The sequence below is a fragment of the Mesorhizobium sp. Cs1321R2N1 genome (assembly GCF_037179725.1).
Classification (GTDB): Bacteria; Pseudomonadota; Alphaproteobacteria; order Rhizobiales; family Rhizobiaceae; genus Mesorhizobium; species Mesorhizobium salmacidum.
Genome location: NZ_JAPYKP010000035.1, coordinates 13023 through 37424, shown reverse-complemented (window position 1 = coordinate 37424; position 24402 = coordinate 13023). Strand labels below are relative to the sequence as shown.

The 24402-nt window shown below is 64.2% G+C and carries 21 protein-coding genes; 14 read left to right on the top strand and 7 right to left on the bottom strand.

Going from position 1 to position 24402, the window contains the following annotated elements:
* Positions 1-7 precede the first annotated feature (7 nt).
* From O7A61_RS12240 to O7A61_RS12230, 3 genes are all read left to right on the top strand, one after another.
* Positions 8-1312 (top strand): M24 family metallopeptidase, encoded by a 1305-nt coding sequence (locus O7A61_RS12240; RefSeq protein ID WP_337129998.1) that lies wholly within the window; start codon positions 8-10, stop codon positions 1310-1312.
* Between the two features lie 264 nt (positions 1313-1576).
* Entirely contained in the window at positions 1577-2257 is a 681-nt protein-coding gene (locus O7A61_RS12235) for an isochorismatase family protein (RefSeq protein WP_337129997.1), read from the top strand.
* 18 nt (positions 2258-2275) lie between these two features.
* A complete protein-coding gene (locus O7A61_RS12230; RefSeq protein WP_337129996.1) occupies positions 2276-3223 on the top strand; it encodes an alpha/beta hydrolase in 948 nt (315 codons plus the stop codon).
* A 20-nt stretch (positions 3224-3243) separates the two neighbouring features.
* On the opposite strand, the gene dnaQ is transcribed toward O7A61_RS12230, so the two are convergent.
* From dnaQ to O7A61_RS12205, 5 genes are all read right to left on the bottom strand, one after another.
* Positions 3244-3972, bottom strand: coding sequence for a DNA polymerase III subunit epsilon (gene dnaQ, locus O7A61_RS12225; RefSeq protein ID WP_140715786.1), 729 nt, complete (start codon positions 3970-3972; stop codon positions 3244-3246).
* A 252-nt stretch (positions 3973-4224) separates the two neighbouring features.
* Positions 4225-4818 (bottom strand): dephospho-CoA kinase, encoded by a 594-nt coding sequence (coaE, locus tag O7A61_RS12220; RefSeq protein WP_337129995.1) that lies wholly within the window; start codon positions 4816-4818, stop codon positions 4225-4227.
* The gene (locus O7A61_RS12215; protein WP_337129993.1) at positions 4815-5672 is read right to left on the bottom strand and encodes a shikimate dehydrogenase; all 858 of its coding nucleotides are present in this window, start codon (positions 5670-5672) and stop codon (positions 4815-4817) included. The genes coaE and O7A61_RS12215 overlap by 4 nt, the downstream gene beginning before the upstream one ends.
* A complete protein-coding gene (locus O7A61_RS12210; protein WP_337129992.1) occupies positions 5665-6264 on the bottom strand; it encodes a Maf-like protein in 600 nt (199 codons plus the stop codon). The genes O7A61_RS12215 and O7A61_RS12210 overlap by 8 nt, the downstream gene beginning before the upstream one ends.
* A 48-nt stretch (positions 6265-6312) precedes the next feature.
* Positions 6313-7134 carry a pyruvate, water dikinase regulatory protein gene (locus tag O7A61_RS12205; protein ID WP_027145737.1) on the bottom strand — a complete coding sequence of 274 codons (822 nt, stop codon included), beginning with the start codon at positions 7132-7134 and terminating at the stop codon, positions 6313-6315.
* Between the two features lie 405 nt (positions 7135-7539).
* On the opposite strand from O7A61_RS12205, the gene hemE reads away from it, so the two are divergent.
* From hemE to rho, 3 genes are all read left to right on the top strand, one after another.
* Positions 7540-8571, top strand: a complete 1032-nt coding sequence (gene hemE / locus O7A61_RS12200; RefSeq protein WP_337129991.1) for a uroporphyrinogen decarboxylase — start codon at positions 7540-7542, stop codon at positions 8569-8571.
* Positions 8571-9107 (top strand): protoporphyrinogen oxidase HemJ, encoded by a 537-nt coding sequence (gene hemJ, locus O7A61_RS12195; RefSeq protein WP_337129990.1) that lies wholly within the window; start codon positions 8571-8573, stop codon positions 9105-9107. Before hemE ends, hemJ begins: the two co-directional genes overlap by 1 nt.
* Positions 9108-9272: 165 nt before the next feature.
* On the top strand, positions 9273-10538 hold the full coding sequence (gene rho / locus O7A61_RS12190; RefSeq protein WP_140507185.1) for a transcription termination factor Rho: 1266 nt from the start codon (positions 9273-9275) through the stop codon (positions 10536-10538).
* A 66-nt stretch (positions 10539-10604) separates the two neighbouring features.
* Here the strand turns inward: rho and O7A61_RS12185 are convergent, their stop codons facing one another.
* A complete protein-coding gene (locus tag O7A61_RS12185; protein WP_337130009.1) occupies positions 10605-12668 on the bottom strand; it encodes a thioredoxin domain-containing protein in 2064 nt (687 codons plus the stop codon).
* 71 nt (positions 12669-12739) lie between these two features.
* Between O7A61_RS12185 and mnmE the strand changes: the two genes are divergently transcribed.
* The 5 genes from mnmE to O7A61_RS12160 all read left to right on the top strand — a co-directional run bounded on the left by mnmE (position 12740) and on the right by O7A61_RS12160 (position 18620).
* Positions 12740-14068, top strand: coding sequence for a tRNA uridine-5-carboxymethylaminomethyl(34) synthesis GTPase MnmE (mnmE, locus tag O7A61_RS12180; RefSeq protein WP_337129989.1), 1329 nt, complete (start codon positions 12740-12742; stop codon positions 14066-14068).
* A 195-nt stretch (positions 14069-14263) separates the two neighbouring features.
* Positions 14264-16183 carry a tRNA uridine-5-carboxymethylaminomethyl(34) synthesis enzyme MnmG gene (gene mnmG / locus O7A61_RS12175; protein ID WP_337129988.1) on the top strand — a complete coding sequence of 640 codons (1920 nt, stop codon included), beginning with the start codon at positions 14264-14266 and terminating at the stop codon, positions 16181-16183.
* Positions 16180-16812: a 16S rRNA (guanine(527)-N(7))-methyltransferase RsmG gene (rsmG, locus tag O7A61_RS12170; protein ID WP_337129987.1), complete on the top strand. Its 633-nt coding sequence runs from the start codon at positions 16180-16182 to the stop codon at positions 16810-16812. Before mnmG ends, rsmG begins: the two co-directional genes overlap by 4 nt.
* A 55-nt stretch (positions 16813-16867) precedes the next feature.
* Positions 16868-17668 (top strand): ParA family protein, encoded by an 801-nt coding sequence (locus O7A61_RS12165; protein ID WP_031240355.1) that lies wholly within the window; start codon positions 16868-16870, stop codon positions 17666-17668.
* 67 nt (positions 17669-17735) lie between these two features.
* The gene (locus tag O7A61_RS12160) at positions 17736-18620 is read left to right on the top strand and encodes a ParB/RepB/Spo0J family partition protein (RefSeq protein ID WP_337129986.1); all 885 of its coding nucleotides are present in this window, start codon (positions 17736-17738) and stop codon (positions 18618-18620) included.
* Positions 18621-18971: 351 nt separating this feature from the next.
* On the opposite strand, the gene holA is transcribed toward O7A61_RS12160, so the two are convergent.
* Positions 18972-20015, bottom strand: coding sequence for a DNA polymerase III subunit delta (holA, locus tag O7A61_RS12155; RefSeq protein WP_337129985.1), 1044 nt, complete (start codon positions 20013-20015; stop codon positions 18972-18974).
* 525 nt (positions 20016-20540) lie between these two features.
* Between holA and O7A61_RS12150 the strand changes: the two genes are divergently transcribed.
* The 3 genes from O7A61_RS12150 to O7A61_RS12140 are packed head-to-tail and all read left to right on the top strand — an operon-like array spanning position 20541 to position 24127.
* Positions 20541-21773, top strand: a complete 1233-nt coding sequence (locus O7A61_RS12150) for a 3-methyl-2-oxobutanoate dehydrogenase (2-methylpropanoyl-transferring) subunit alpha (RefSeq protein WP_027146765.1) — start codon at positions 20541-20543, stop codon at positions 21771-21773.
* 3 nt (positions 21774-21776) lie between these two features.
* The gene (locus tag O7A61_RS12145) at positions 21777-22790 is read left to right on the top strand and encodes an alpha-ketoacid dehydrogenase subunit beta (protein WP_337129984.1); all 1014 of its coding nucleotides are present in this window, start codon (positions 21777-21779) and stop codon (positions 22788-22790) included.
* A gap of 11 nt (positions 22791-22801) precedes the next feature.
* The gene (locus tag O7A61_RS12140; RefSeq protein ID WP_337129982.1) at positions 22802-24127 is read left to right on the top strand and encodes a dihydrolipoamide acetyltransferase family protein; all 1326 of its coding nucleotides are present in this window, start codon (positions 22802-22804) and stop codon (positions 24125-24127) included.
* Positions 24128-24402 lie beyond the last annotated feature (275 nt).

The window sequence follows — 24402 nt, the reverse complement described above, 5'->3', positions numbered from 1 at the left end:
CCACCCCATGAGCATCGTCGTATTCGACCCCGACAGCACCGAGGACGTCGACTTCAAGGATCGCATGCGCCACCCGGCCGCCGCCGATCCGGCGGGCGGCATGTGGCTGTCGGATACGGAACCGTCCTTCATCGATGCCGACGCCTTGCGCAAAGGCCGGCTCAACAAACTGCGCGGCTGGATGCGCGAGGCCGGCTATGGCGGCGTGGTGCTGTTCGACCCCTATAACCAGCGTTACGCCACCGGCTCGCGCAACATGTTCGGCTATTTCCTGCGCAACTCGACCCGCTATTTCTTCATTCCGACCGACGGGCCGATCGTGCTGTTCGAATATCCGCAGAGCTACCATGTCTCGATGGTGCTCGACACGATCGACGAGGCGCGTCCGTCCAAGCTTGTGTGGTCTTCCGTGTCGGGCCGCGACGACGAAACCGCCGGTCCCTTCGCCGACGAGATCGCCGAGCTGCTGAAAAAGCATGGCGGCGGCTCGATGAAGCTCGGGCTCGACCGCTGCAGCCATCTGCAGGCGCTAGCGCTGGAAAAGCGCGGCTGCGAGGTCCGGGATTGCCAGGGCGAGATTTTAGCGGTGCGCGCGGTGAAGACGCCCGAGGAGGTGAAATGCCTGCAGGTGTCGATGGCCGGCGCCGAGGCGGCGGTCTATGCGGTGCGCGAGGCGATCAAGCCCGGCGTATCTGAAAACGAGCTGTTCGCCATCATGTATGGCGAGGTTATCCGCCAGGGCGGCGAGTTCATCGAGACCCGGCTGCTGACCTCGGGCCAGCGCACCAATCCCTGGTTCAACGAGGCCAGCGGCCGCAAGATCAGGCCCGGCGAGTTGCTGGCGCTCGATACCGACACAATCGGCTGCTATGGCTATTACTCGGATTTCTCCCGAACTTTCCGCTGCGGGCCGGGCAAGCCGACCCCCTATCAGAAGTCGCTCTACCGCATGGCGCACGACCAGGTTCAGCACAACATTTCGATCGTCAAACCCGGCATGGCCTTCCGCGAAATCGCCGAGAAGGCGTGGAAGATTCCGGACCGCTTCGTCGACCAGCGATACACCTCGGTCATGCACGGTGTCGGCATGCATGGCGAGACACCGTTCATCGCGCATGCCATGGATTACGAGACCTATGGCCGCGACGGCCATATCGTGCCAGGCATGGTGGTGAGCGTGGAAAGCTATATTGGCGAGAAAGGCGGCCGCGAGGGCGTCAAGCTGGAGGACGAGATCCTGATCACCGACACCGGCACCGAGCTTCTGTCGCGCTTTCCCTACGAGGACGAGTTTTTGGAGAAAGAGGTTTGATGCTGGTTGCTCACCTCAGCGACGTATTGCAACTGAAGAACGAGCGCCTCATTCCTTGGCGCCCCCCTCTGTCCTGCCGGACATCTCCCCCTTTAGGGGGGAGATCGGCAGCTTCGCTTGCAGCGCTTTTTCCTGCAATGCTGGTGATTGGCGAAAGCACTCCAACCGCCAATCTCCCCCCTCGAGGGGGAGATGCCCGGCGGGGCAGAGGGGGGCACTGTCCCTCCAGCATTTGGAAATATCTTGGGGCCCAGGCGCATCCGCATGAAAGCCCCTATCTCGATCAAGCGCGGCACGGTGGCCGCCATCTTCATCGACCTGCAGGAAGAGCACCGGCAGGACCCGCGCTATCTCGTCGAGGGCTACGAAAAAATCCTCGCCAACGTCCAGCGCCTGCAGGCGACGGCGCGGCAGAACCATGTGCCGCTTCAGCACTGGGCCTATATTGTCGATCTCGACAGCCAGGACCGGCCCTTTCATCCGGTCGGCGAAGACGGCAAGTCGGCCTTTTCCGACAAAAGCGACCCGCTGACCGAAATCTGCCGCGAGGTGGCGCCGGCGGATGGCGAGGCGCTGCTGATCAAGGCGGAGGCCAGCGCCTTCCGCTCCGGTCCGGCGGGCGACCGGCTCAAGGCTTCCGGCATCGAATGGCTGGTCATCGCTGGCGTGTGGACCGAGGCCTGCATCGACGCGTCGGTAAAGGACGCGGTGGCGAAGGGCTTTCGCGTGCTTCTGGTCAAGGATGCCTGCGGCAGCGGCAGCGCGGCCATGCACCAGACCGCCATTCTCAACCTTGCCAACCGGCTCTATGGCGGCGCGGTCACCGATACGGAAGGCGCCTGCCGGCTGCTGGCCGGCGAGACGGTCACCGTCTGGCAGGTCGAGGGCTCGGTACCCCTGCGCTTCACCTTTGAAAACGCCGCCCGCCTCTATACCGAGCTTTGACGTGCCCCTCGGAGTGAAATGACCAGCCGCGGCAAATACGGACCTTGGCTCGACCCCGCGCTCTGGGCCTATATAGACAGCGTCAACGCCTGGTACCCGCCCGAGATCGCCGGCCTGCCGGTCGACAAGCAGCGCGCGGTTTATGCCAGGATGTGCCGGGCTTTCCACCAGGGCCGTCCGGCCGGGGTCAAGGCCAGCGACAGCCTGGTCGCCGCTTCGAAGCATGGCATCCCGGTCCGCCGCTACCGGCTCGCCGGCGCGGCGCCGCGTGCGACAGTGCTCTATTTCCACGGCGGCGGCTTCATCCTTGGCGGGCTCGAAAGCCATGACGACATCTGCGCCGAAATCTGCGCCGGCACCGGCTTCGACGTGCTGTCGGTCGACTACCGGCTGGCGCCCGAGCATCTCCACCCCGCCGCCTTCGACGATGCGCTGGCGGCTTTCGAATGGGCGGCAAGCAGCGACCTGCCGCTCGTGCTCTGCGGCGAAAGTGCCGGCGGCAACCTGGCGGCGGCGGTGGCACAGGCCACGCGTCACCACCCGCGCGCCGCGATCGGCCAGGTGCTGATCTATCCCGATCTCGGCGGCAACGAGACGATGGGCTCCTATGTCGAGCACGCTGACGCGCCGCTGCTGTCGACAGGCGATGCCGCCTTCTACCGCGACGTCAGGTCAGCCAGGAAGCAATCGCCCGACGATCCGACCTTCTCGCCATTGCGCGATCGCGATTTCTCCGGCCTGCCGCCGACAATGATCATCACGGCCGAATGCGACCCGCTGTCGTCGGATGGCGAGGCCTATCGCGACTGTATTCTGGAGGCTGGCGGCAAGGCCTGGTGGCATGAGGAACCCCGCCTCGTGCACAGTTTCCTGCGCGCCCGCACGACCGTGCCGGCCGCGGCGGAAGCCTTTGCGCGCATCATCGCGGCGGTCGCCGCGCTGGGCCGGGGAGAGTGGCCCTACTGAGGCCGCTCGCCGGACGGCTTTTATGAGGACAGCGCCTGGGCTGCTTCCTGGGGGGAGGCTTTCAGCCATAGCGCCTTGTCGCCGAGCGTGGCGACCATGGCTGCATGCGCCGCGCGCTCCGCCTCTGTCAGACGCGGCAGCAGTGGCGCCGGCCGTTCGGCTACGATAATCTCGATCTGGCGGACATTGTCGCCGCCCCGCGCCGGTGCGCTTGCGCTGTCGAGGATCAGCGCCGCCTGCTTGCCGCCGATCAGCTCGATATAGACCTCGGCCAGCAATTCGGAATCGAGCAGGGCGCCATGCTTGGTGCGCTTTGTGTTGTCGATGCCGTAGCGCCGGCACAGCGCGTCGAGCGAATTGGGACCCATCGGGTGCTTGCGGCGCGCCAGGGCCAGTGTGTCGACGACAAGCCCGTTGTCGACGGGGGGGTGGCCGAGCCGGCCGAATTCGACATTGAGGAAGCCGATATCGAACGTGGCGTTGTGGGCGACCAGCTTGGCGCCTTCCGTGAATTTCAGCCATTCCTCGGCGATTTCGGCGAAGCTCGGCTTGCCCGCGAGGTCGGCCGCGCTGATGCCGTGTACCGACTGCGCCTCGGCGTGGATCGCACGGCCTTGCGGGTTGATGTAGTGATGGAAGGTCCTGCCGGTCGGAAAACGATTGACCAGCTCGACGCCGCCAAGCTCGATCACGCGGTCGTCGCGCGAATCGAGGCCGGTGGTTTCCGTATCGAAAATGATCTCACGCATCGAATCAGGTCGCTCCTGGGAACAGAATCGTTAGACCGGAACAAAATGGCAATGGGCAATGCCTCTTTTCCTTCTAACCTTGTTGGAGAAGGTGGCCGCGAAGCGGCCGGATGAGGGGTGCTCCAGCTTGGCAACAGCTTTCCGGCCACGATCGCACAGCGATTATCAGCGCCTCACTTCGCTGGAACACCCCTCAACCGTCTCGGCGCTACGCGCCGATCCACCTTCTCCCACAAGGGGAGAAGGAAAAAGCTAGCGGCCAGAACCCCCCTTGATTTCGGCAACAATCGCCGAAACCGCGGCACGCGCGGCCTCCAGCCCCTCGCCGGTATCGATGACGAAATCGGCCAGCCGGCGCTTTTCGGCATCCGGCACCTGCTTGGCCACGATCGACGCCAGTTTTTCCTCGGTCATGCCAGGCCGCGCCAGCACGCGCTGGCGCTGGACTTCGTCCGGCGCGGTGACGACGACGACCTTGTCGACCCGGCCACGGCCGCCGGTTTCGAACAGCAGGGGGATGTCGAGCACCGCGATCGATTCGCCCGCGTTACGATGCCTGGCCAAAAAGGCATCGGCATCGGCGCGGACCAGCGGATGGATGATGGCCTCGAGCTTTTTCAAGGCCGCCGCATCGCCGAGTACACGGGCGGCGAGTTTTGCGCGGTCGACGCTTCCGCCAATGGTGGTGCCGGGAAAGGCGGCCTCGACCAAGGGGGCCGCCTTGCCGGCATAGAGGCGATGCACCGTCTCGTCGGAATCATGCACCGGCACGCCGGCCTCGGCGAACATCCTGGCCGTCGTCGACTTGCCCATGCCGATCGAGCCGGTGAGGCCGAGCACGATCATGGTTTCGACGCCGGAGACTTAGGCACAAGATCGGCAACGATGAGCGCGCGGAGTTCAGCGGTAACCTTCGGCCTGACGCCGAACCAGCGCTCGAAGCCGGGCACCGCCTGGTTGAGCAGCATGCCGAGCCCGTCGACCGTCTTCAGCCCCCGTGCCCGTGCGGCCGCGAGCAGGGGGGTTTCGAGCGGCACGTAGACGATGTCGTTGACCACGGCATGGTCGGGCAGCAGCGTGGGGTCGGCGGGCAAACCCTCATTGCCCTGCATGCCCAACGCGGTGGTGTTAACCAGCAGGCCGGCGTCGCCCAACAATTCGGCGGTCGCGACCATTTCGTGCGCCGAGACGCCGGCGCCAAAGCGGTCGCGCAATTCAATCGCCCGGGCGAGCGTGCGGTTGACGATGCGGATATCACCGACGCCGCGCTCCTTCAACGCGTGGATGACGGCACGGGAAGCGCCGCCGGCACCCAGCACCACGGCCGGGCCATTGGTCGCCCAGCCCGCAGCGTAATCGTCGAGATTGGCGGCAAAGCCATGGCCGTCGGTGTTGCCGCCCCACAAAGTGCCGTCCTCGAGCCACAGCGTGTTGACGGCGCCGATCTCGTCCGCCGCATGGTCGCGGCGCGCGACCCCAGCAAAGGCCGCCTCCTTGTGCGGGATGGTGACGTTGCCGCCGCGATAGCCGTTGGCCCGCATGCTCGCCAGGAAATCGGCGAAGTCCCGCGGCGCTACGTCGATCGCCTGGTAGCTGCCGTCAATGCCGTGCTTGGCCAGCCAGTGGCCGTGGATCATCGGCGAGCGCGAATGTTTTATCGGATGGCCGGTGACGAAGGCCTTCTTCATTGCGTCAGCCATCGATGGCTCCCAAGGTACGGAGCTCCGCCAGCAACGGCAGCAGTGGCAGGCCGACAATGGTAAAATGGTCGCCTTCGATTTTTTCGAACAGCTGGACGCCTTCGCCTTCGATTTGATACGCGCCGACGCTCGACAATGCCTTGGCGCCAACCCTGGCGAGATGCCGGCCGATGAAGGCGGGGTCGAGCTTGCGCATAGTCATCGAGGCGATGCCGACATGGCGCCACAGCACCTTGCCGTCGCGCACCAGCACGGCGGCGCTGTTGAGCTGATGAGTCCTGCCCGACAGCGCCAGGAGATGGCGGCGCGCGCCCTCCATGTCGGCGGGCTTGTGGAACACCTCGTCGCCCAAGGACAGCGTCTGGTCGCAGCCGAGCACCAGCGCGCCGGGCCTGCGCTCGCTGACTTCGGTGGCCTTGGCTTCGGCGAGCACCAGGGCGACGTCCTCTGGCGAGGCGCCGCTGTCCTGCAAAGGGGCTTCCAGCGCCCGCTCGTCAAGCGTCGCGGGAACCGCCTCGATGTCGACGCCGGCATCGGCCAGCATCGCCTTGCGGAACGGGCTGCCCGAAGCGAGGATGATTTTTTCTGTCATGCTGACTCACAGGGGTTGGTGTTCCGTAGCGCACTTCTCTCGTCTGCCCTAGCGCGTCTTCCCCCTAAGGGCAACGATCGCCGCCGCCGTCTCCTCGATCGAGCGGCGGCTGACGTCGATCATCGGCCAGCCATGGCGGATGCAGATCTGGCGGGCATAGGCGAGCTCCTCGTTGATGGCGGCGCGGTCGACATAGTCGGTCGGCACGTAGGTGCTCGAATTGCCGAGGATGCGGTTCTGGCGCACATGCGATATGCGCTCGGCGGTGGCGATCAATCCGACGATCAGCGGCGTCCTGGCGTTGACCAGGCTTTCGGGCACCGGCACGCCGAGCACGATCGGGATGTTGGCGGTCTTGATGCCACGGTTGGCGAGATAGATGCTGGTCGGCGTCTTCGAGGTGCGCGAAATGCCGATCAGCACGACATCGGCGTCATCCATGTTTGCCGGCAGCTGGCCGTCATCATGGTCCATGGTGAAGTTGAGCGCATCGATGCGCCGGAAATATTCGGCGTCGAGAACATGCTGGGCGCCGACGCGGCGGCCGGCCGGCGTTCCGAGATAGGACTGGAAGACGGTCAGCACGGGCTCCAGCACGGACACGCAGGGCAGGCCCATGGCCGCGCAGCGTTCGTCGATGCCGTGCGCCAGCTTCTGGTCGACCACCGTGTAGAGGATGATGCCCGGCTCCTCCTCTATGTCCTCGAACACCTTGGCTATCTGCTTTTCGGTGCGGATGAGCGGGTAGATGTGTTCGATGGCGCGCGCATCCTTGTACTGCGCCGAAGCGGCGCGGCCGGCGGCGAGCAGCGTTTCCCCGGTGGCGTCGGAAATCAGGTGCAGGTGGAAGAAGCTTTGGGGTTTGTTCACAGGGGGTCACCTGGGGCTGTGGGCGGATGTGGATAAGATCGAACGGGCAGGCATGCCGGCGAAAGGCGACTGTATCAGATGCCGGTTTGTCCACAATTCGATGCGCTGTCAGCTTCGCCGGACGGCTGGGGACAAGTCCGTGGACGAAGCGCTTTGCCTTTCGTTCGTCCACAGGGCAGGTCTCGAGGGCGGTCGATCTAGCGCATTGACTCCTCTGCGAGATTCCTGATTGTCCCCAGAACCCTGCAAACCGCGATCGGCAGTGCGCGACAATATGCTTGCTGGCGTTTTGGCGGCCAAAGCGGGACAGGTGACAACCACCACAACCAACAGACTCTTAGAATCAGAAGACTCTTTTAAAATAAGATATTTGATTAAGAGGAAGCCGGGAGAGGCGAGCGTTCGATGCCTGCAAGACGGATCATGCTGGATGTCCTGAAGGGCAAGACGGTGTTTCCTCCTCCGCTCTGGATGATGCGCCAAGCCGGGCGCTATCTGCCGGAATATCGTGAGACGCGAAGGCGTGCCGGTTCGTTCCTTGATCTCTGCTACGACCCCGACCTCGCCGTCGAAGTGACGCTGCAGCCGATCGAGCGTTTCGGCTTCGACGCTTCGATCGTGTTCTCGGACATCCTTGTCGTTCCCCATGCGCTTGGCCGCGACGTGCGCTTCGAGGAAGGGCGCGGACCGCTGCTGACACCGATTTCAGCGGCGGAGATCGCGGCGCTGGGAAGCGACATGTTTCACGTGAATCTCGAACCGGTCTACGAGACGCTTCGCCGGCTGCGGGCGAAATTGCCCGACGAGACGACGCTGATCGGCTTTTGCGGCGCGCCCTGGACGGTGGCGACCTATATGATCGCCGGCCACGGTACGCCGGACCAGGCGCCGGCGCGGCTATTCGCCTACCGCGAGCCGGCGGCGTTTCGACAGCTGCTGAAAGTGCTCGCCGATCATTCGGCTTCCTACCTGATCCGCCAGATCGAGGCGGGCGCGGATGTCGTGCAGATCTTCGATTCCTGGTCGGGGGTGCTCGACGATGCTACATTCGAAGAGTTCTGCGTCGAGCCGGTCGCAGAGGTCGTCAGGCAAGTTCGGGCCGTGCATCCCGACGTGCCGATCATCGGGTTTCCCAAGGGCGCCGGAGCTCGCTACCAGAGTTATCGCGAGAAGACCGGGGTGACAGGGCTGGGCATCGACTGGACGGTGCCGCTCGAGGCAGCGAAGGCGTTGCAGCGGCAGGGAGCCGTCCAGGGCAATCTCGATCCGTTGCGGCTGGTCGCCGGCGGCCAGGCATTGGCCGACGGGGTCGGGGCGATCCTTCGGGCGTTGGGGGACGGGCCGCTGATCTTCAATCTCGGCCATGGCATCACGCCCGACACGCCGGTGGCGCATGTCGAGGCGATGGTGAAACAGGTGCGGAGTGCGGCACGCTGATGACTGACAGAAGCAACACCAATAGCACCGGCCAGGCGATGAAGCGCATGGTCATCGGCATCGCTGTCCTGATCGTTCTCACCGCGCTTTTGTTTTTCTTCGCGCCGGAAAGCTTCTATCCCTGGGCAAAGGCGATCCATATCCTCGCCGTCATCTCCTGGATGGCCGGCATGCTTTATCTGCCGCGCCTGTTTGTCTATCACGTTGACGCGGAGAAGGACTCCGTCCAATCCGAGACATTCAAGGTGATGGAGCGGCGTCTGCTGCGCGGCATCATCAATCCGGCGATGATCCTCACCTGGGTGTTCGGGCTGTGGCTGGCCTGGAAAATCTTTGCGTTCCAGGGCGGCTGGCTGCATGCCAAGATCGGCCTGGTGCTGATCTTGTCTGGCATTCACGGCTATCTGGCCGCCGCGGTGCGCAAATTCGCCGAGGACCGCAACGAAAAACCGGCAAGGCACTGGCGGATCGTCAACGAGATCCCCACATTGCTGATGATCGCAATCGTGATCCTGGTCGTCGTGAAGCCCTTCTGAGGCTTCATCGGACCCGCTCAAAAGGCGGCTTGCTCTTTCAGCCGACCGACGATACAAGACGGGTCTTCCTTCCCGTCATGCGCCGCCCGTCATTGCTTTCGGCCGCGCCCGGCATTTGTCGCATCCCGCCGATCTTTTCCCCAAAGCCTACCCAGAGTCCGTCTAATGCAAGAAATGAAACTCACCGAGTTCAAGAACAAGAAGCCGCCAGAGCTGATCGCTTATGCCGAATCGCTCGAGGTCGAGAACGCCAGCGTCATGCGCAAGCAGGAGCTGATGTTCGCGATCCTGAAGAAGCTCGCCGCCCAGGACATCGAAATCATCGGTGACGGTGTGGTCGAGGTGCTGCAGGACGGCTTCGGCTTCCTGCGCTCCGCCAATGCCAACTATTTGCCGGGTCCCGACGACATCTACATCTCGCCGTCGCAGATCCGGCGCTTTTCGCTGAAGACCGGCGATACGGTCGAAGGACCGATCCGCAGCCCGAAGGAGGGCGAGCGCTATTTCGCGCTGCTCAAGGTCAACACGATCAATTTCGACGATCCCGAAAAGATCCGCCACAAGATCCACTTCGACAATCTGACGCCGCTCTATCCGACCTCGCGGCTGAAGATGGAGGTCGACAATCCGCCAAGCAAGGACATATCGCCTCGCGTGATCGACCTGGTGGCGCCGATCGGCAAGGGCCAGCGCGCGCTGATCAACGCACAGCCGCGTACCGGTAAGACGGTGCTTTTGCAGAACATCGCGCACTCGATCACCGCCAATCATCCGGAATGCTATCTGATCGTGCTTCTGATCGACGAGCGTCCGGAAGAAGTGACCGACATGCAGCGCTCGGTGAAGGGCGAAGTGGTCTCCTCGACCTTCGACGAACCGGCGGTGCGCCACGTCCAGGTCGCCGAAATGGTCATCGAGAAGGCCAAGCGCCTGGTCGAGCACGGCCGTGATGTGGTGATCCTGCTGGATTCCATCACCCGCCTCGGCCGCGCCTACAACACCGTCGTGCCGTCCTCCGGCAAGGTGCTGACCGGCGGTGTCGACGCCAACGCGCTGCAGCGCCCGAAGCGCTTCTTCGGCGCCGCCCGCAACATCGAGGAAGGCGGCTCGCTCACCATCATCGCCACGGCGCTGATCGACACCGGCAGCCGGATGGACGAAGTCATCTTCGAAGAGTTCAAGGGCACCGGTAACTGCGAAATCCAGCTCGACCGCAAGGTGGCCGACAAGCGCATCTATCCGGCCATCGACATCCTCAAGTCCGGCACCCGCAAGGAAGACCTGCTGGTGTCGCGTCAGGACCTGCAGAAGATCTTCGTGCTGCGCCGCATCCTGGCGCCGATGGGAACCACCGACGCAATCGAGTTCCTGATCGACAAGCTGAAGCAGACCAAGACCAACGGCGATTTCTTCGATTCGATGAATACATAATCGAAGCGAGGCGGCCTTTCTCTTCGTGATCCTCGGGCTTGAGCCGTGGATCCATCCCGTGACGTCCTAGGGTCCGCGGTGCGTCGCGTCGCTCCTTGCTGCGCTATAGGATGACGAACTGCGCAACAGTCCTTCCAGCTCATCGGGATCCGCAACCACCGGCAGGCAGACCTGGCCGGTGCACAGCCAGGCGCCGCGCCGGTTGGTCGGCGGCAGAATTCCGCCGGGCAGCAAGGGTCGATTCGCCGCCGTACCGATCGGCACGACGATGTCGACGCGGCGGGGATCAGGGTTTCGATTAACGACCGGAACGAGTTTTTGATCTTCCGGCTCGTCGACGACGACCAGTTTCAGCGGTTCGATGGCAAGCGCGCAGGCATTGACGATGCCCGCCTGGCCATAGGCCTGGTGCGCGGCGCGGCCGGCGGCGTGCTCGGCGGTTTTCCACGCCTTCTCCTGCAAATCGAGATTGCCGGTGACGGAGGCGAGCCGCACCTGCGCCTCGATGATCTGGCTGGTGGCTGACGGAATGGCCTCATCGACATCGCCCCTGATGCGGATCGGCACATCGGTGCTGTCCGAGGCGGTCAGATAATAGCCCGTGCCCTGCGCGTCGGCGTGCCAATGGTCGAGCTGTTCGAGGAACCGGCTGGCCTTGTCGACATAGTTCCAATCGCCTGTGGCTTCAAACAGCGAGATCGCCGCGGTGGTCATGGCGGCATAGTCGCTCGATAGAGCGGGAAACAATTTCCTGATACCAAGCATGGAATGCGGCAAGCGATTGTCGCGGCTGGCGGCGCTGATATAGGCAAACGCCTTTGCCGCGGCCTCGATCCAATCCGGCCGTGCCAGCGAGCGGCCGGCCTCGGCGAGTGCTGCGATCATCAGGCCGTTCCAGTCGGTAAGGGTCTTTGCGTCAAGCCCAGGCCTGACGCGTTCTTCCCGGGCGGCGAGAAGCCTTGCCTTGAGCGGCACCAGTTGTTCGCGGTCGGTCGCCCCAAGCGCTTGCTGGGAGAGGGTTTGATGGACAACCGGCTTGCCCTCCCAGCCGGGTGGGCTGGAAAGCGTGAAGTAATTGAAAAACCACGCTGAATCATCGCCAAGGACAGATTCGATCTCTTCCCTGCTCCAGGTGTAGAACAGGCCCTCCTCGCCGTCGCTGTCGGCGTCGAGGCTGGCGGCAAAGGCGCCGCCATCGACGCGCATTTCGCGCAGCAGCCAGTCGACCGTGTCTTCGATTCGTACCCGGAACAAATCATTGCCGGTCGCCGCAAGAGCCCAATTGCAGAAGCGGATGAGTTGGGCGTTGTCGTAGAGCATCTTCTCGAAATGCGGCACCAGCCATTCGGCGTCCGTCGAGTAGCGGCTGAGGCCGCCGCCAATGTGATCGTAGATGCCGCCGCTCAACATATGTTCGAGGCCGATGAGCACGTCGTCGCGATGCGCGGCATTGCCGTCGCGCAGCCACGACAGCCACAGCGTTTGCATGAACGGCGCGTTCGGGAATTTCGGCGCGCCGGCCAGGCCGCCGCGATCGCGGTCGATCATGCCGCTGACGCGGCCGGCCAGGTCGGACAGCGCATCGCGATCGAGAAGCGCCTTGGAATGCGTGGCGGAGAGCCGCGCCTCGACATGGGAGGTCAGGCCGTCGGCGCTCTGGTGCAGGCTCGCCCTCTTTTCGCGCCAGGCCTTGTCGACCGCTTCCATCACCTGGATGAACCCCGGCCGGCCATAGCGCGGCTCGCGCGGGAAATAGGTGCCGCCCCAGAACGGTTTGCCATCGGGCGCCAGGAACATGGTCAGCGGCCAACCGCCTTGCTCGCCCATCGAGGACAGTGCGGCCATATAGATCTGGTCGATGTCGGGGCGCTCCTCGCGGTCGACCTTGATATTGACGAACAGACGGTTCATGACGGCGGCAACGTCGTCGTTCTCGAAGCTTTCATGGGCCATGACATGGCACCAATGGCAGGCGGCGTAGCCGATGGAGAGCAGGATAGGCCTGTCCAGGGCCTTTGCCTCTTCCAGCGATGCCGGTGACCACCCCCGCCAATGTACGGGATTGCCGCTGTGCTGCTGCAGATAGGGGCTGGCCTCGTCGGCAAGCAAGTTTTGCGCGGGCAATGTCACAATGGCCAACTTTCGAGGCACTCGGGATGGGTGATGAGACGATAGCTAGGGCGGTTCGGTAGAGCGGGCAAATGATTTCAGGCGATTCGATCGTGGCGTTGTCGAGCGGCCGGCTTCCGGCCGGGGTCGCCGTGCTGCGGATATCCGGCCCTCGGACTCGATTCGTTGTCGAAACGATTGCCGGCGGCATGGTTAAGGAGCGCATGGCGGTGCTGCGCAAGCTCAGGGCTCCAGATGGAACGGTTCTCGACACCGGGCTGGTCGTCTTGTTCCCCGGGCCGGCCAGCTTCACCGGTGAGGACGTCGCCGAGTTCCATATTCATGGCGGCCGCGCCGTGGTGGCCAGAATGTTGGAGACAATCGCTGGATTTGACGGCGTCAGGCATGCCGAACCCGGAGAATTCACGCGCCGCGCCTTTCTCAACGGCAAGGTCGACCTGGTCGAGACGGAGGCGCTGGCGGATCTCGTCAACGCCGAGACCGAAGCGCAACGGCGCTTCGCCGTCCAGAATGCCGAGGGCGCGCAGAGTGAGCTTTATCTCGGCTGGCGCCGGCGCCTGATCCATGCGCGGGCGATGATCGAAGCCGAGATCGACTTTGCCGATGAGGATGATGTGCCGGGTTCCGTTTCGGATGCGGTCTGGTCCGACGTGCGGTCCATGATATCAGAGATTGACCGGCACATAGCCGGATTCCACGCCGCCGAAGTCATTCGCGACGGCTTCGAGGTCGTCATCCTCGGCGCGCCCAATGCCGGCAAGTCCAGCCTGTTCAACGCCTTGGCGCGCCGCGATGCGGCTATTGTAACGGATGAACCCGGCACCACCCGCGACCTGCTGGAGGTCGTGCTGGATCTCCAAGGTCTGCGTGTCAGGTTGACCGACACGGCGGGGTTGCGGGAAGGGCCCGGCAAAATCGAGGCGATCGGCATCGAGAAGGCGAGAGCCAAGGCCGATCGCGCCGATCTCTTGCTGCTGCTCGAGGACGCCGCGGACCGCAGGGACGCGGGTCCGCTTCCTGTTACGATACCGGCATTGCGCGTCGGCACCAAGCTCGACCTGCTCGATGGGGGAGCGGCCTACGATGCGGCCCGGCGCTACGAGTTCGGCATATCGGTGGTCGATGGGACGGGCGTGGATGAATTGTTGGCGGAGATCGGGCGCCGCGCCACGAAGGCGGCCGGCGATGCCGGCGATGTGCTGCCGTCACGGCTGCGTCATGTCGAGTTGCTCGGTGCGGCGAACCGGCATCTGCATCGCGCCGCCGATGACGGGACGCCACAGGAGCTACGCGCCGAAGAGTTGCGCCTGGCAGCGGATCGCCTGGGGCGGATCGTGGGCGCGGTGGACGTCGAAGACTTGCTTGATGTGATCTTTTCCCAGTTCTGCATCGGGAAATGACTCACGTGAAACACGCATGTCGCGGGCAGGGGGCTCCGATTGACTCACGTGAAACATCTTGGGCGTGATTCACGTGAAACGCGAACAGAAGCAGGGTTTCCCTGTTTCACGTGAAACGTCGCGCGGAAGTTTTCTTGACAGTCCCGTCTCGCGGGGACATGTGTCGCTGATCTCTTTGTCCGGGACTTATGTAAGATGACCGATCACTATGATGTGGTTGTGGTGGGCGGCGGCCATGCGGGTTGCGAGGCGGCCAGTGCCGCGGCGCGCGCCGGCGCCAGCACCGCGCTGGTGACGCTCCGTTTCGACACGATCGGCGTGATGTCGTGCAACCCTGCCATCGGCGGGCTGGGCAAAGGGCATCTTGTGCGCGAGATCGACGCCATGGACGGGCTGATGGGCCGCGTGGCGGACGCCGCCGGCATCCAGTTTCGTTTGCTCAACCGTCGCAAGGGTCCGGCGGTGCGCGGACCCCGCACACAGGCCGACAGGAAACTCTATCGCCTTGCCATGCAGGAAGCGATTCGGCAGCAGAACGATCTTGGGGTTGTCGAGGGCGAAGTTCTCGACTTTGAGATTTCCGATGGGAAGATAGAAGCGGTTCTCCTGGCGGACGGCCGCCGGCTTGCCTGCGGCGCGGTGGTGCTGACCACAGGAACCTTCCTGCGCGGGCTCATTCACATCGGCGAAAAGAAGATTGTCGCCGGCCGCATGAACGAGAAGGCCAGCATGGGATTGTCGGCGACAATGGACCGCGCCGGTTTCAGGCTCGGGCGGCTCAAGACCGGCACGCCGCCACGCCTGGACGGGCGAACCATCGACTCGGCTTCGCTGGAAAGCCAGGCGGCGGACGAGAACCCGGTGCCGTTCTCGCTGATGACCGACCGCATCGTGACGCCGCAGATCGATTGCGGCATTACGCGCACTACCACGGCCACGCATGAGGTGATTCGCGCCAATCTTGGCCGTTCGGCGATGTATTCCGGCTCAATCGAAGGCGTTGGGCCGCGTTATTGCCCCTCGATCGAGGACAAGATCGTCAAGTTCGGCGACCGCGACGGGCACCAGATCTTTCTCGAACCGGAAGGGCTCGACGACCACACCGTCTATCCCAACGGCATTTCGACCTCGCTGCCGGAAGATGTTCAGCTCGCCATCCTGAAAACCATTCCGGGGCTGGAGCGTGCTGTCATGCTGCAGCCGGGCTATGCCATCGAATATGATCATGTCGATCCGCGCGAACTGCATCAGACGCTGGAGACCAAGCGCGTTGCCGGGCTTTTTCTCGCCGGGCAGATCAACGGTACGACCGGCTATGAAGAGGCCGCCGGGCAGGGCCTGCTCGCCGGCCTCAACGCAGCGCGCCGCGCCGCGGGCGGCGAGCAGGTCGTGCTCAGCCGCACCCAGGCCTATATCGGCGTAATGGTCGACGATTTGACCAGTCGCGGCATCAGCGAGCCCTACCGGATGTTCACCTCGCGGGCCGAGTTCCGGCTGTCGCTGCGCGCCGACAACGCCGATGAGCGGCTGACGCCATTGGCGAAGACGCTGGGGATCGCTTCGGCGCGGCGGCTGCAGCGCTATGGCGATGTCGCGCGGCGGCTTGACGAAGCGCGCCAATTGGCGCTTTCGCTGACCATGACGCCGAACGAGGCGGCACGGCACGGCCTGGAGATCAATCGCGACGGCGTGCGCCGGTCCGGCTTTGAGCTGCTGGCCTATCCCGGTGTCGATATTGCCTGGCTAAGCCGGGTCGAGCCTAAATTTGGCGACATCGACGCCAGGACCGCGGAGCGCCTCGAAACGGAAGCGAAATATTCGGTTTATCTTGACCGCCAGAGCACGGATGTCGCGCAAATACGGCATGAGGAGAGCCGGCTGATTCCGGACGCCATCGATTTCACCGGTGTGCCCGGCCTGTCCAATGAATTGAAGCAGAAGATGCAGGCGCGGCGGCCGCGCTCCGTTGCGGATGCACAACGCATGGAAGGCATGACGCCTGCGGCGCTGGCGATCATTGTCGCGCATGTCCGTCATTGGGAAACAGCGCAGAAGGGGGAAGCAGCGCAGAAGGGGGAAACCGCTGAAAAGGCCGAGCAGAGGGACGTTGCGTGAGGTCTTTCTCCCGCGACAGCCTGCAGGAGGCCGCCGGTCCGGTTTCACGTGAAACATTCGATCGCCTAGTGGCGTTCGAAGAGATGTTCCAGAAATGGAACCGCAGCATCAATCTCGTCGCGCAATCGACCTCCGGTGATGTCTGGCAACGCCACATCCTGGACAGTGCGCAGCTTGCACGGATAGAGCCCGAAGCCACGCATTGGGTCGATATTGGTTCCGGCGGCGGATTTCCCGGGCTTGTCATGGCCTTTCTGCTCGCCGAGCGCCCGGGGGCCAGCATCGATATGGTCGAAAGCAACCGCAAGAAGGCCTCGTTCCTGCAGACCGTCATCGGTCAGTTCGGCTTGCCGGCGCGGGTCGTGGCGCGCCGCATCGAGGACAGCCATGTGCTTGTTTCGAAGCCGCAAATCGTCACGGCGCGGGCGCTGGCCCCGCTTTCGGTCCTGCTGGACCTGTCCGCGCCATGGCTGACCTCGGGGGCGCGCGCGCTGTTCCACAAAGGCCGGGATTACCGCGCCGAAGTGCAAGAAAGCGTTAACCGGTGGACTTTCGATCTGGTAGAACATCCAAGCGTGACCGACGCCAGCGGCGTCATCCTCGAATTATCCAATGTGCGACCTGTCTGAACCGAGACCGGTCTGATTATTCGGCGACCCAAAGATGAATTTCTGGCATAAACCCATGATGAAGAACGGCCCTCGAATCATCACCGTAGCCAACCAGAAGGGCGGTGTCGGCAAGACCACCACCGCCATCAACCTGGCCACCGCGCTGGCGGCAATCGGCGAAAAAGTGCTGATCGTCGATCTCGATCCGCAAGGCAATGCAAGCACCGGCCTCGGCATCGACCGCAAGGACCGGACGGTCTCGTCCTATGATGTGCTGACCGGCGAACTGGAGCTGGAAGCCGCCGCCATTCCGACCGCGGTGCCCGGCCTGTCGATCGTGCCCTCGACGCTCGACCTGCTCGGCATCGAGATGGAGATCGCTTCGGCGCCGGACCGGGTGCTCAAACTGCGCAATGCACTGCGCGCGGCGACCGAGCGCGGAGCGCCCTTCGGCTACGTGCTGATCGATTGCCCGCCTTCGCTCAATCTTTTGACATTGAATTCAATGGCGGCAGCCGATTCCGTTCTCGTGCCGCTGCAATGCGAGTTCTTCGCGCTGGAGGGTCTCAGCCAGCTGCTCGAAACGGTCGAGCAGGTGCGTCGCTCGATCAATCCGGATCTCACCATCCAGGGCATCGTACTGACCATGTATGACGGCCGCAACAACCTCGCCAACCAGGTGGTGCAGGATGTGCGCGAGCATATGGGCGACAAGGTCTATGAGACCATCATTCCGCGCAATGTGCGGGTGTCGGAGGCGCCGTCCTATGGCAAGCCGGCGATCCTCTACGACCTGAAATGCTCCGGCAGCCAGGCCTATCTGCAACTGGCCTCCGAAGTGATCCGCCGCGAGCGTAAATTGCGCGCTGCTTGATTAGGTCGGCCGCATAATCAACAGCCGATACGATACCGAAACGATCTGAAATAGACGTGGAATAAAGATGAGCGAAGATCTCTCGAGGAAAAGACTGGGACGCGGACTGGCGGCACTGATCGGCGAGATCGATCGTCCGGCCGCACCGGAAAAGCCCGGCATGAGCGCCGACGGCAAGGTGCCGATCGAGTTTCTCAGCCCAAACCCGAGAAATCCGCGCCGGCATTTTGGCGATGCCGAACTGACCGACCTCGCCCAGTCGATCCGCGAGCATGGCGTGGTGCAGCCGGTCGTGGCGCGGCCGTCGCCGACGCAGGCGGGCCGCTACGAGCTCATCGCCGGCGAGCGGCGCTGGCGTGCGGCGCAGCGTGCCGGGCTGACCGAGATCCCGGTCATCATCCGCGAAGTCAACGACCGCACGGCGCTGGAACTGGCGATCATCGAGAACGTCCAGCGCGCCGACCTCAATCCGGTCGAAGAGGCACAGGGTTACCAGCAACTCATCGACGACCATGGCTACACCCAGGCCGATCTCGGCCAGGTGATCGGGAAGAGCCGCAGCCATGTCGCCAACACCTTGAGATTGTTGAAGCTGCCCGACGTGATCCGCGACATGCTGGTCGACGGCGCGCTATCGGCCGGGCATGCCCGCACGCTGGTCACGGCGGAGGATCCGGCCGGCCTCGCCAAGCGCATCGTCGAGGAGGGCCTTTCCGTGCGCCAGGCCGAGGCGCTGGCGCAGCTGCCGGCCGGCACCAGTTCCAACGGCACCAAACCTGCCGCACCCGCCAACGAAAAGGACGCCGATACGCTGGCCCTGGAAAAGCTGCTGACCGATACGACCGGCATGATCGTCACGGTCGACCACAAGGGCAAGGGTGGCGTGCTGCGCGTTGCGTATCGAAGCCTGGAACAGCTGGACGAGTTGTGCAGGCGGTTGAAACAGGATTAGAACGGCCCGGCGATTCATAGAATCGCTGATCCGCTCTGACTGTTGTTTCTGCGCAGTTCGAATGCAAGGCCGCAGCACACTTTTCCTGGGACACCCTATTATTTAGCCGGCGAATATTTCGCGCAATCTTCCCTTCTCCCCTTGTGGGAGAAGGTGGATCGGCGCGCAGCGCCGAGACGGATGAGGGGTGTTCCAGCGGAGTGAGACGCTGGCTTTGATGCAGCCGATTGGCATGAGGACGCGCCAAGCTGGAGCACCCCTCATCCGACCTCGCTTCGCGAGGCCACCGCCCTGGGCGAATCACGGGCCTCGCCCGCCCTTCGGGCCCACAAGGGGAGAAGGAAGAGGCGCCTACCTTTGCGCCAGCCGGGCGCTCTCCACGGCGATCCCCAGCAGCGCCTGCCTTGCCAGCGCCACCGACAGGTCCGGCCGGCGCCGCGTCTGCAGCACGGCCGACTGCAGGCGGGTCAGCGCGCGGCCGAGCGCTTCGCTGTTCCAGCGCTCCAGCGTTCTCTCCACCAGCTTGCGGCGGGCGAAAAAGACCGGCGGGCGCGCGGCGGCAACGACGGAAGCGGCGTTGCGGCCGCCGGAGTCCATCTGACCGCGCATGACCTGGATCTGCTGTATCTGCCGCATCGCCGAGGACAGCACCAGGAAGGGTTGGCCGCCGCCCTGGCAGTGGCGCGTGAAGGCGGTGTCGAAGTCGCCGATCTTGCCTTCGAGCAGCGCGTCGACGGCATCGTCATAAGAGGCACCGGACACGTCGCCCGACATGGCTCTCACCTCTTCCAGCCCGATTTCCTTCTGGCCGTGGGCGTAGAGGATGAGTTTTTCGATCTCGCCACGCGAGGCCAGCCGGTCGCCGCCGAGATTGCGGCGCAGCGCCTGTCTGGCCTCCAGCGTCATCGACATGCCGGCCTTGCGCAGCTCGTCGTCGATGACCGTGTCGATGTCGCGGGCCTCATCGGCGTAGCAGGGCAAGGCCATGGCGTTGTCGGCGCCCTCGACCACCGCGCGCAGCCCGACCCCTTTCTTCAAGTCGCCGGCCTCGATCAGGATGATGGCGTCCTGCACCGGCTCCGCCGTCAGCGCCTTGACGTCGTCGGCCAGTGCCTTCTGGCCGCTGGCGTTGCGCACCCAGAGCAGCCGCCGGTCGGAAAACATCGGCACGGTGCGGGCCTCGTCGAGCAGCCGGCCCTCGTCGCGGTCGACCTCCGAACCCTCGAGCCTGACCACGGAGAACGGATCTTCCAGCGGCAGACCAGTCTTTCCGGCAAAGGCCTTCGCCCGCTCCGAGACAAGGCCGCGATCGGGGCCATAAAGCAGGACGATCGAGATGCGCGGATCAGGCCGCACGAGCCAGGAATCGACCTCGAAAGCTTTCTTCTGTGCCATGGAGGGTGGTTAGCATGATGCGCGGAGGGAGTGAACGGCGATCGGCACCGAGCACTCTTTTCCTTCTCCCCTTGTGGGAGAAGGTGGATCGGCGCGCCAGCGCCGAGACGGATGAGGGGTGTTCCAGCGGAGTGAGACGCTGGTTGTGATGCAGCCGATTGGCATCAGGACGCCAAGCTGGAGCACCCCTCATCCGACCTCGCTTCGCGAGGCCACCGCCCTGGGCGAGTCACGGGCCTCGCCCGCCCTTCGGCCCCACAAGGGGAGAAGGAAAAGCGGCGACGCTCTGCCCCCAATCACCTTATCTGGCGACAAACACGGCGCAACCTTGCGCCAAATTGCGTGCCGCTGCTCAACATCGACAAGAAATTTCGCGGACATATCTTCATCTTGAGCGCGGGAGGCCGGGATCGGCCGGCGCGGCCGGAACCAATACCCGGATGACTTGCCTGGCGAATTCGCACTGGTCTGGACGCGCGGATGTGCAAATATCCGCACCCAGGCAACATTGGAGGAGTTTTGGTCATGGCCGATGCTGGGATGTTGCGTTTTCACGTTCCGGAGCCGGAAGTGCGGCCGGGCGGCACACCTGATTTCTCCAACGTGACCATCGCCCAGGCCGGCTCGGTGCCGCGTCCCGATATCGATGTCGATCCGCGCACCATCCGCGACATGGCGTTTTCGATCATCCGCGTGCTGAACCGCAATGGCGAAGCCGTCGGACCATGGGCCGGGCTGCTTTCCAGCGAGGAATTGCTGGAGGGCCTGCGCAACATGATGACGCTGCGGACCTTCGATGCGCGCATGCAGATGGCGCAGAGGCAAGGCAAGACCTCTTTCTACATGCAGCATCTGGGCGAAGAAGCGGTGAGCTGCGCCTTTCGCAAGGCGCTTGCCCCGGGCGACATGAACTTCCCGACCTATCGGCAGGCCGGCCTGCTGATCGCCGACGGCTATCCGATGGTCACGATGATGAACCAGATCTATTCCAACGAGGCCGATCCGCTGAAAGGCAGGCAGCTGCCGATCATGTATTCGTCGAAAGAGCACGGCTTCTTCTCGATCTCCGGCAATCTGGCGACGCAGTATATCCAGGCGGTCGGCTGGGCGATGGCCTCGGCGATCTCGAACGATTCGCGCATCGCCGCCGCCTGGATCGGCGACGGCTCGACGGCCGAATCCGATTTCCATTCGGCGCTGGTGTTCGCTTCCACCTATAAGGCACCCGTGGTGCTCAACGTCGTCAACAACCAGTGGGCGATCTCGACTTTTCAGGGCATTGCGCGCGGCGGCTCGGGCACCTTCGCGGCGCGCGGCCTCGGCTTCGGCATTCCGTCGCTGCGCGTCGACGGCAACGACTATCTGGCGGTCCATGCGGTGGCCAAGTGGGCAGCCGAGCGGGCCCGCAACAATCTCGGGCCGACGCTGGTCGAATATGTCACCTATCGCGCTGGCGCCCATTCGAGTTCGGACGATCCCTCCGCCTACCGGCCAAAGACCGAGTCCGACGCCTGGCCGCTCGGCGATCCGGTCGTGCGGCTGAAGAACCATCTGATCAAGCTCGGCGTCTGGTCGGATGAGCGGCACGCGCAGGCCGAGGCGGAAATCCTCGACACGGTGATCGCGGCGCAGAAGGAGGCGGAAAGCCACGGCACGCTGCATGCCGGCGGCAAGCCGTCGACGCGCGACATGTTCGAGGGCCTCTATGCCGAGATGCCGCCGCATCTCAGGCGCCAGCGCCAGCAGGCGGGAGTCTGAGCCATGCCAAGGCGGACCATGATCGAGGCCATCCGGGACGCCATGGACGTTTCGATGGAGCGCGACAGCAAAGTCGTCGTGTTCGGCGAGGATGTCGGCTTCTTCGGCGGCGTTTTTCGCGTCACCCACGGCCTGCAGGCCAAATACGGCAAGAGCCGCTGCTTCGACGCGCCGATCAACGAATCCGGCATTGTCGGTTCGGCCATCGGCATGGCCGCCTATGGCCTGAAGCCATGCGTGGAAATTCAGTTTGCCGACTACATGTATCCGGCCTACGACCAGCTGACGCAGGAAGCCGCAAGGCTGCGCTACCGGTCGAACGGTGATTTCACCTGCCCGATCGTGGTGCGGATGCCGACCGGCGGCGGTATCTTCGGCGGCCAGACGCACAGCCAGAGCCCGGAGGCGCTGTTCACCCATGTGTCCGGACTGAAGACGGTGGTGCCATCCAACCCGCATGACGCCAAGGGGCTTTTGATCGCGGCGATCGAGGATCCCGACCCGGTGATCTTCCTCGAGCCGAAGCGGCTCTATAACGGCCCTTTCGACGGCCATCACGACCGGCCGGTGACGCCGTGGTCGAAGCACGAGCTCGGCGAGGTCGCCGACGGCCACTATACCGTGCCGCTCGGCAAGGCGGCGATCCGCAGGGCGGGTTCCGCTGTCACGGTGCTCGCCTACGGCACCATGGTCTATGTCGCCCAGGCCGCGGCCGAGGAGACCAGCATCGATGCCGAGATCATCGACCTCAGGACGCTGCTGCCGCTCGACCTCGATACGATCGTGGCCTCGGTCAAGAAGACCGGACGTTGCGTGGTCGTACACGAGGCGACGCTGACGTCAGGGTTCGGCGCCGAACTGTCGGCGCTGGTACAGGAAAACTGCTTCTACCATCTGGAAGCGCCGGTGGTCCGCGTCGCCGGCTGGGACACGCCCTATCCGCACGCGCAGGAGTGGGACTATTTCCCCGGCCCGGCCCGTGTCGGCCGTGCGCTCATCGAAACATTGGAAGCTTAGAGAGGCCTGAAATGGGCGAACACATCATCAAGCTGCCCGATGTCGGCGAGGGCGTCGCCGAGGCCGAACTCGTCGAATGGCATGTGAAGATCGGCGACATCGTGCGCGAGGACATGTTGCTGGCCGCCGTGATGACCGACAAGGCGACGGTCGAAATCCCGTCGCCCGTCGATGGCGAGATCCTGTGGCTGGGCGCCGAGATCGGCGACACGGTGGCGATCGGTTCGCCCATCGTGCGGCTGAAAGTGGCGGGCGAGGGCAATGTGAAGGCCGCCGGGCAAAGGACGGCACCGGCCGCCGAAGCCGAAGCGCCCGCAAGGCCGGCGAGCCCAAAGCCCGAAACCGCACCGGCCGCCAAGGCAAAGCCCGCCGAGGCACCGGCGAAACTCGCGCCATCGCCGGCCGCCGCCAAGACCATGGCACAGGCCTCGGCCGGCGCACCGCGCCCGGAAGGCGAAAAGCCGCTGGCCTCGCCAGCTGTCCGCTTGCGCGCCAAAGAGGCCGGCATCGATCTCAGGCAAGTGGCAGGCAGCGGCCCGGCCGGCCGCATCGGCCATGAAGACATCGAGGCCTTCCTGGCGCGCGGGCCGCAAGTGGCCAAGGCATCGGGCCTCGCCCGCAACGATGCCATCGAGGATATCAAACTGGTCGGCCTGCGGCGCAAGATCGCCGAGAAGATGACGCTGTCGAAATCGCGCATCCCGCACATCACCTATGTCGAGGAGATCGACGTGACGGCGCTCGAGGAATTGCGCGCCGCGCTCAACAAGGAGAAGCGTGTTGCCAAGGGCGGCGCGGAGAGGCCGAAGCTGACCCTGCTGCCGTTCCTGATGCGGGCGATGGTCAAGGCGATCGCGGACCAGCCCCAGCTCAATTCGCTGTTCGACGACGAGGCCGGCATCATCCACCAGCATGGCGGCATCCATATCGGCATCGCCGCGCAGACGCCGTCGGGGCTGGTGGTGCCTGTCGTCAAGCACGCCGAGGCGCGCGACATCTGGGAGTGCGGCGCCGAGGTCGCCAGGCTGGCCGAGGCGGCCAAGTCGGGCACGGCGATGCGTGACGAGCTGTCGGGCTCGACCATCACCATCACCTCGCTCGGCGCCATGGGGGGTGTGGCGACGACGCCGGTCATCAATCATCCGGAAGTGGCGATCATCGGCGTCAACAAGATGATGGTGCGGCCGGTGTGGGACGGCACTCAGTTCATCCCGCGCAAGATGATGAACCTGTCGTCGAGCTTCGACCACCGCGTCATCGACGGCTGGGACGCGGCGGTGTTCATCCAGCGGATAAAGGCGCTGCTGGAGACGCCGGCGCTGATTTTCGTGGATTGAGAGGGGATGATGGGGTCGGTCTCGAACGGAAATCAATGCGCGGCGGGCGGATGTAAGCTCCCCCTTCTCCCCTTGTGGGAGAAGGTGTCGCCGCAGGCGACGGATGAGGGGTGGTCCAGGGAACGCCGACGTTTCACTCCGCTGGAACACCCCTCATCCGTCTCGTCGCTGGCGCGCCGATCCACCGCCCTGGGGCGAGCCACTGGTCTCGCCCCGTCCTGCGGACCCCACAAGGGGAGAAGGCAAAAGCGCGCGGCGGCCTTCGTCCAAGGGAA

Coding starts and splice junctions, on each gene's coding strand:
- O7A61_RS12140 (WP_337129982.1), top strand. CDS start 22,802: ATGGGCGAACACATCATCAAGCTGCCCGATGTCGGCGAGGGCGTCGCC.
- O7A61_RS12145 (WP_337129984.1), top strand. CDS start 21,777: ATGCCAAGGCGGACCATGATCGAGGCCATCCGGGACGCCATGGACGTT.
- hemJ (WP_337129990.1), top strand. CDS start 8,571: ATGACTGACAGAAGCAACACCAATAGCACCGGCCAGGCGATGAAGCGC.
- rho (WP_140507185.1), top strand. CDS start 9,273: ATGCAAGAAATGAAACTCACCGAGTTCAAGAACAAGAAGCCGCCAGAG.
- mnmE (WP_337129989.1), top strand. CDS start 12,740: ATGATTTCAGGCGATTCGATCGTGGCGTTGTCGAGCGGCCGGCTTCCG.
- O7A61_RS12150 (WP_027146765.1), top strand. CDS start 20,541: ATGGCCGATGCTGGGATGTTGCGTTTTCACGTTCCGGAGCCGGAAGTG.
- O7A61_RS12160 (WP_337129986.1), top strand. CDS start 17,736: ATGAGCGAAGATCTCTCGAGGAAAAGACTGGGACGCGGACTGGCGGCA.
- O7A61_RS12230 (WP_337129996.1), top strand. CDS start 2,276: ATGACCAGCCGCGGCAAATACGGACCTTGGCTCGACCCCGCGCTCTGG.
- O7A61_RS12240 (WP_337129998.1), top strand. CDS start 8: ATGAGCATCGTCGTATTCGACCCCGACAGCACCGAGGACGTCGACTTC.
- O7A61_RS12235 (WP_337129997.1), top strand. CDS start 1,577: ATGAAAGCCCCTATCTCGATCAAGCGCGGCACGGTGGCCGCCATCTTC.
- holA (WP_337129985.1), bottom strand. CDS start 20,015: ATGGCACAGAAGAAAGCTTTCGAGGTCGATTCCTGGCTCGTGCGGCCT.
- mnmG (WP_337129988.1), top strand. CDS start 14,264: ATGACCGATCACTATGATGTGGTTGTGGTGGGCGGCGGCCATGCGGGT.
- coaE (WP_337129995.1), bottom strand. CDS start 4,818: ATGATCGTGCTCGGCCTCACCGGCTCGATCGGCATGGGCAAGTCGACG.
- O7A61_RS12215 (WP_337129993.1), bottom strand. CDS start 5,672: ATGGCTGACGCAATGAAGAAGGCCTTCGTCACCGGCCATCCGATAAAA.
- O7A61_RS12210 (WP_337129992.1), bottom strand. CDS start 6,264: ATGACAGAAAAAATCATCCTCGCTTCGGGCAGCCCGTTCCGCAAGGCG.
- hemE (WP_337129991.1), top strand. CDS start 7,540: ATGCCTGCAAGACGGATCATGCTGGATGTCCTGAAGGGCAAGACGGTG.
- O7A61_RS12165 (WP_031240355.1), top strand. CDS start 16,868: ATGATGAAGAACGGCCCTCGAATCATCACCGTAGCCAACCAGAAGGGC.
- dnaQ (WP_140715786.1), bottom strand. CDS start 3,972: ATGCGTGAGATCATTTTCGATACGGAAACCACCGGCCTCGATTCGCGC.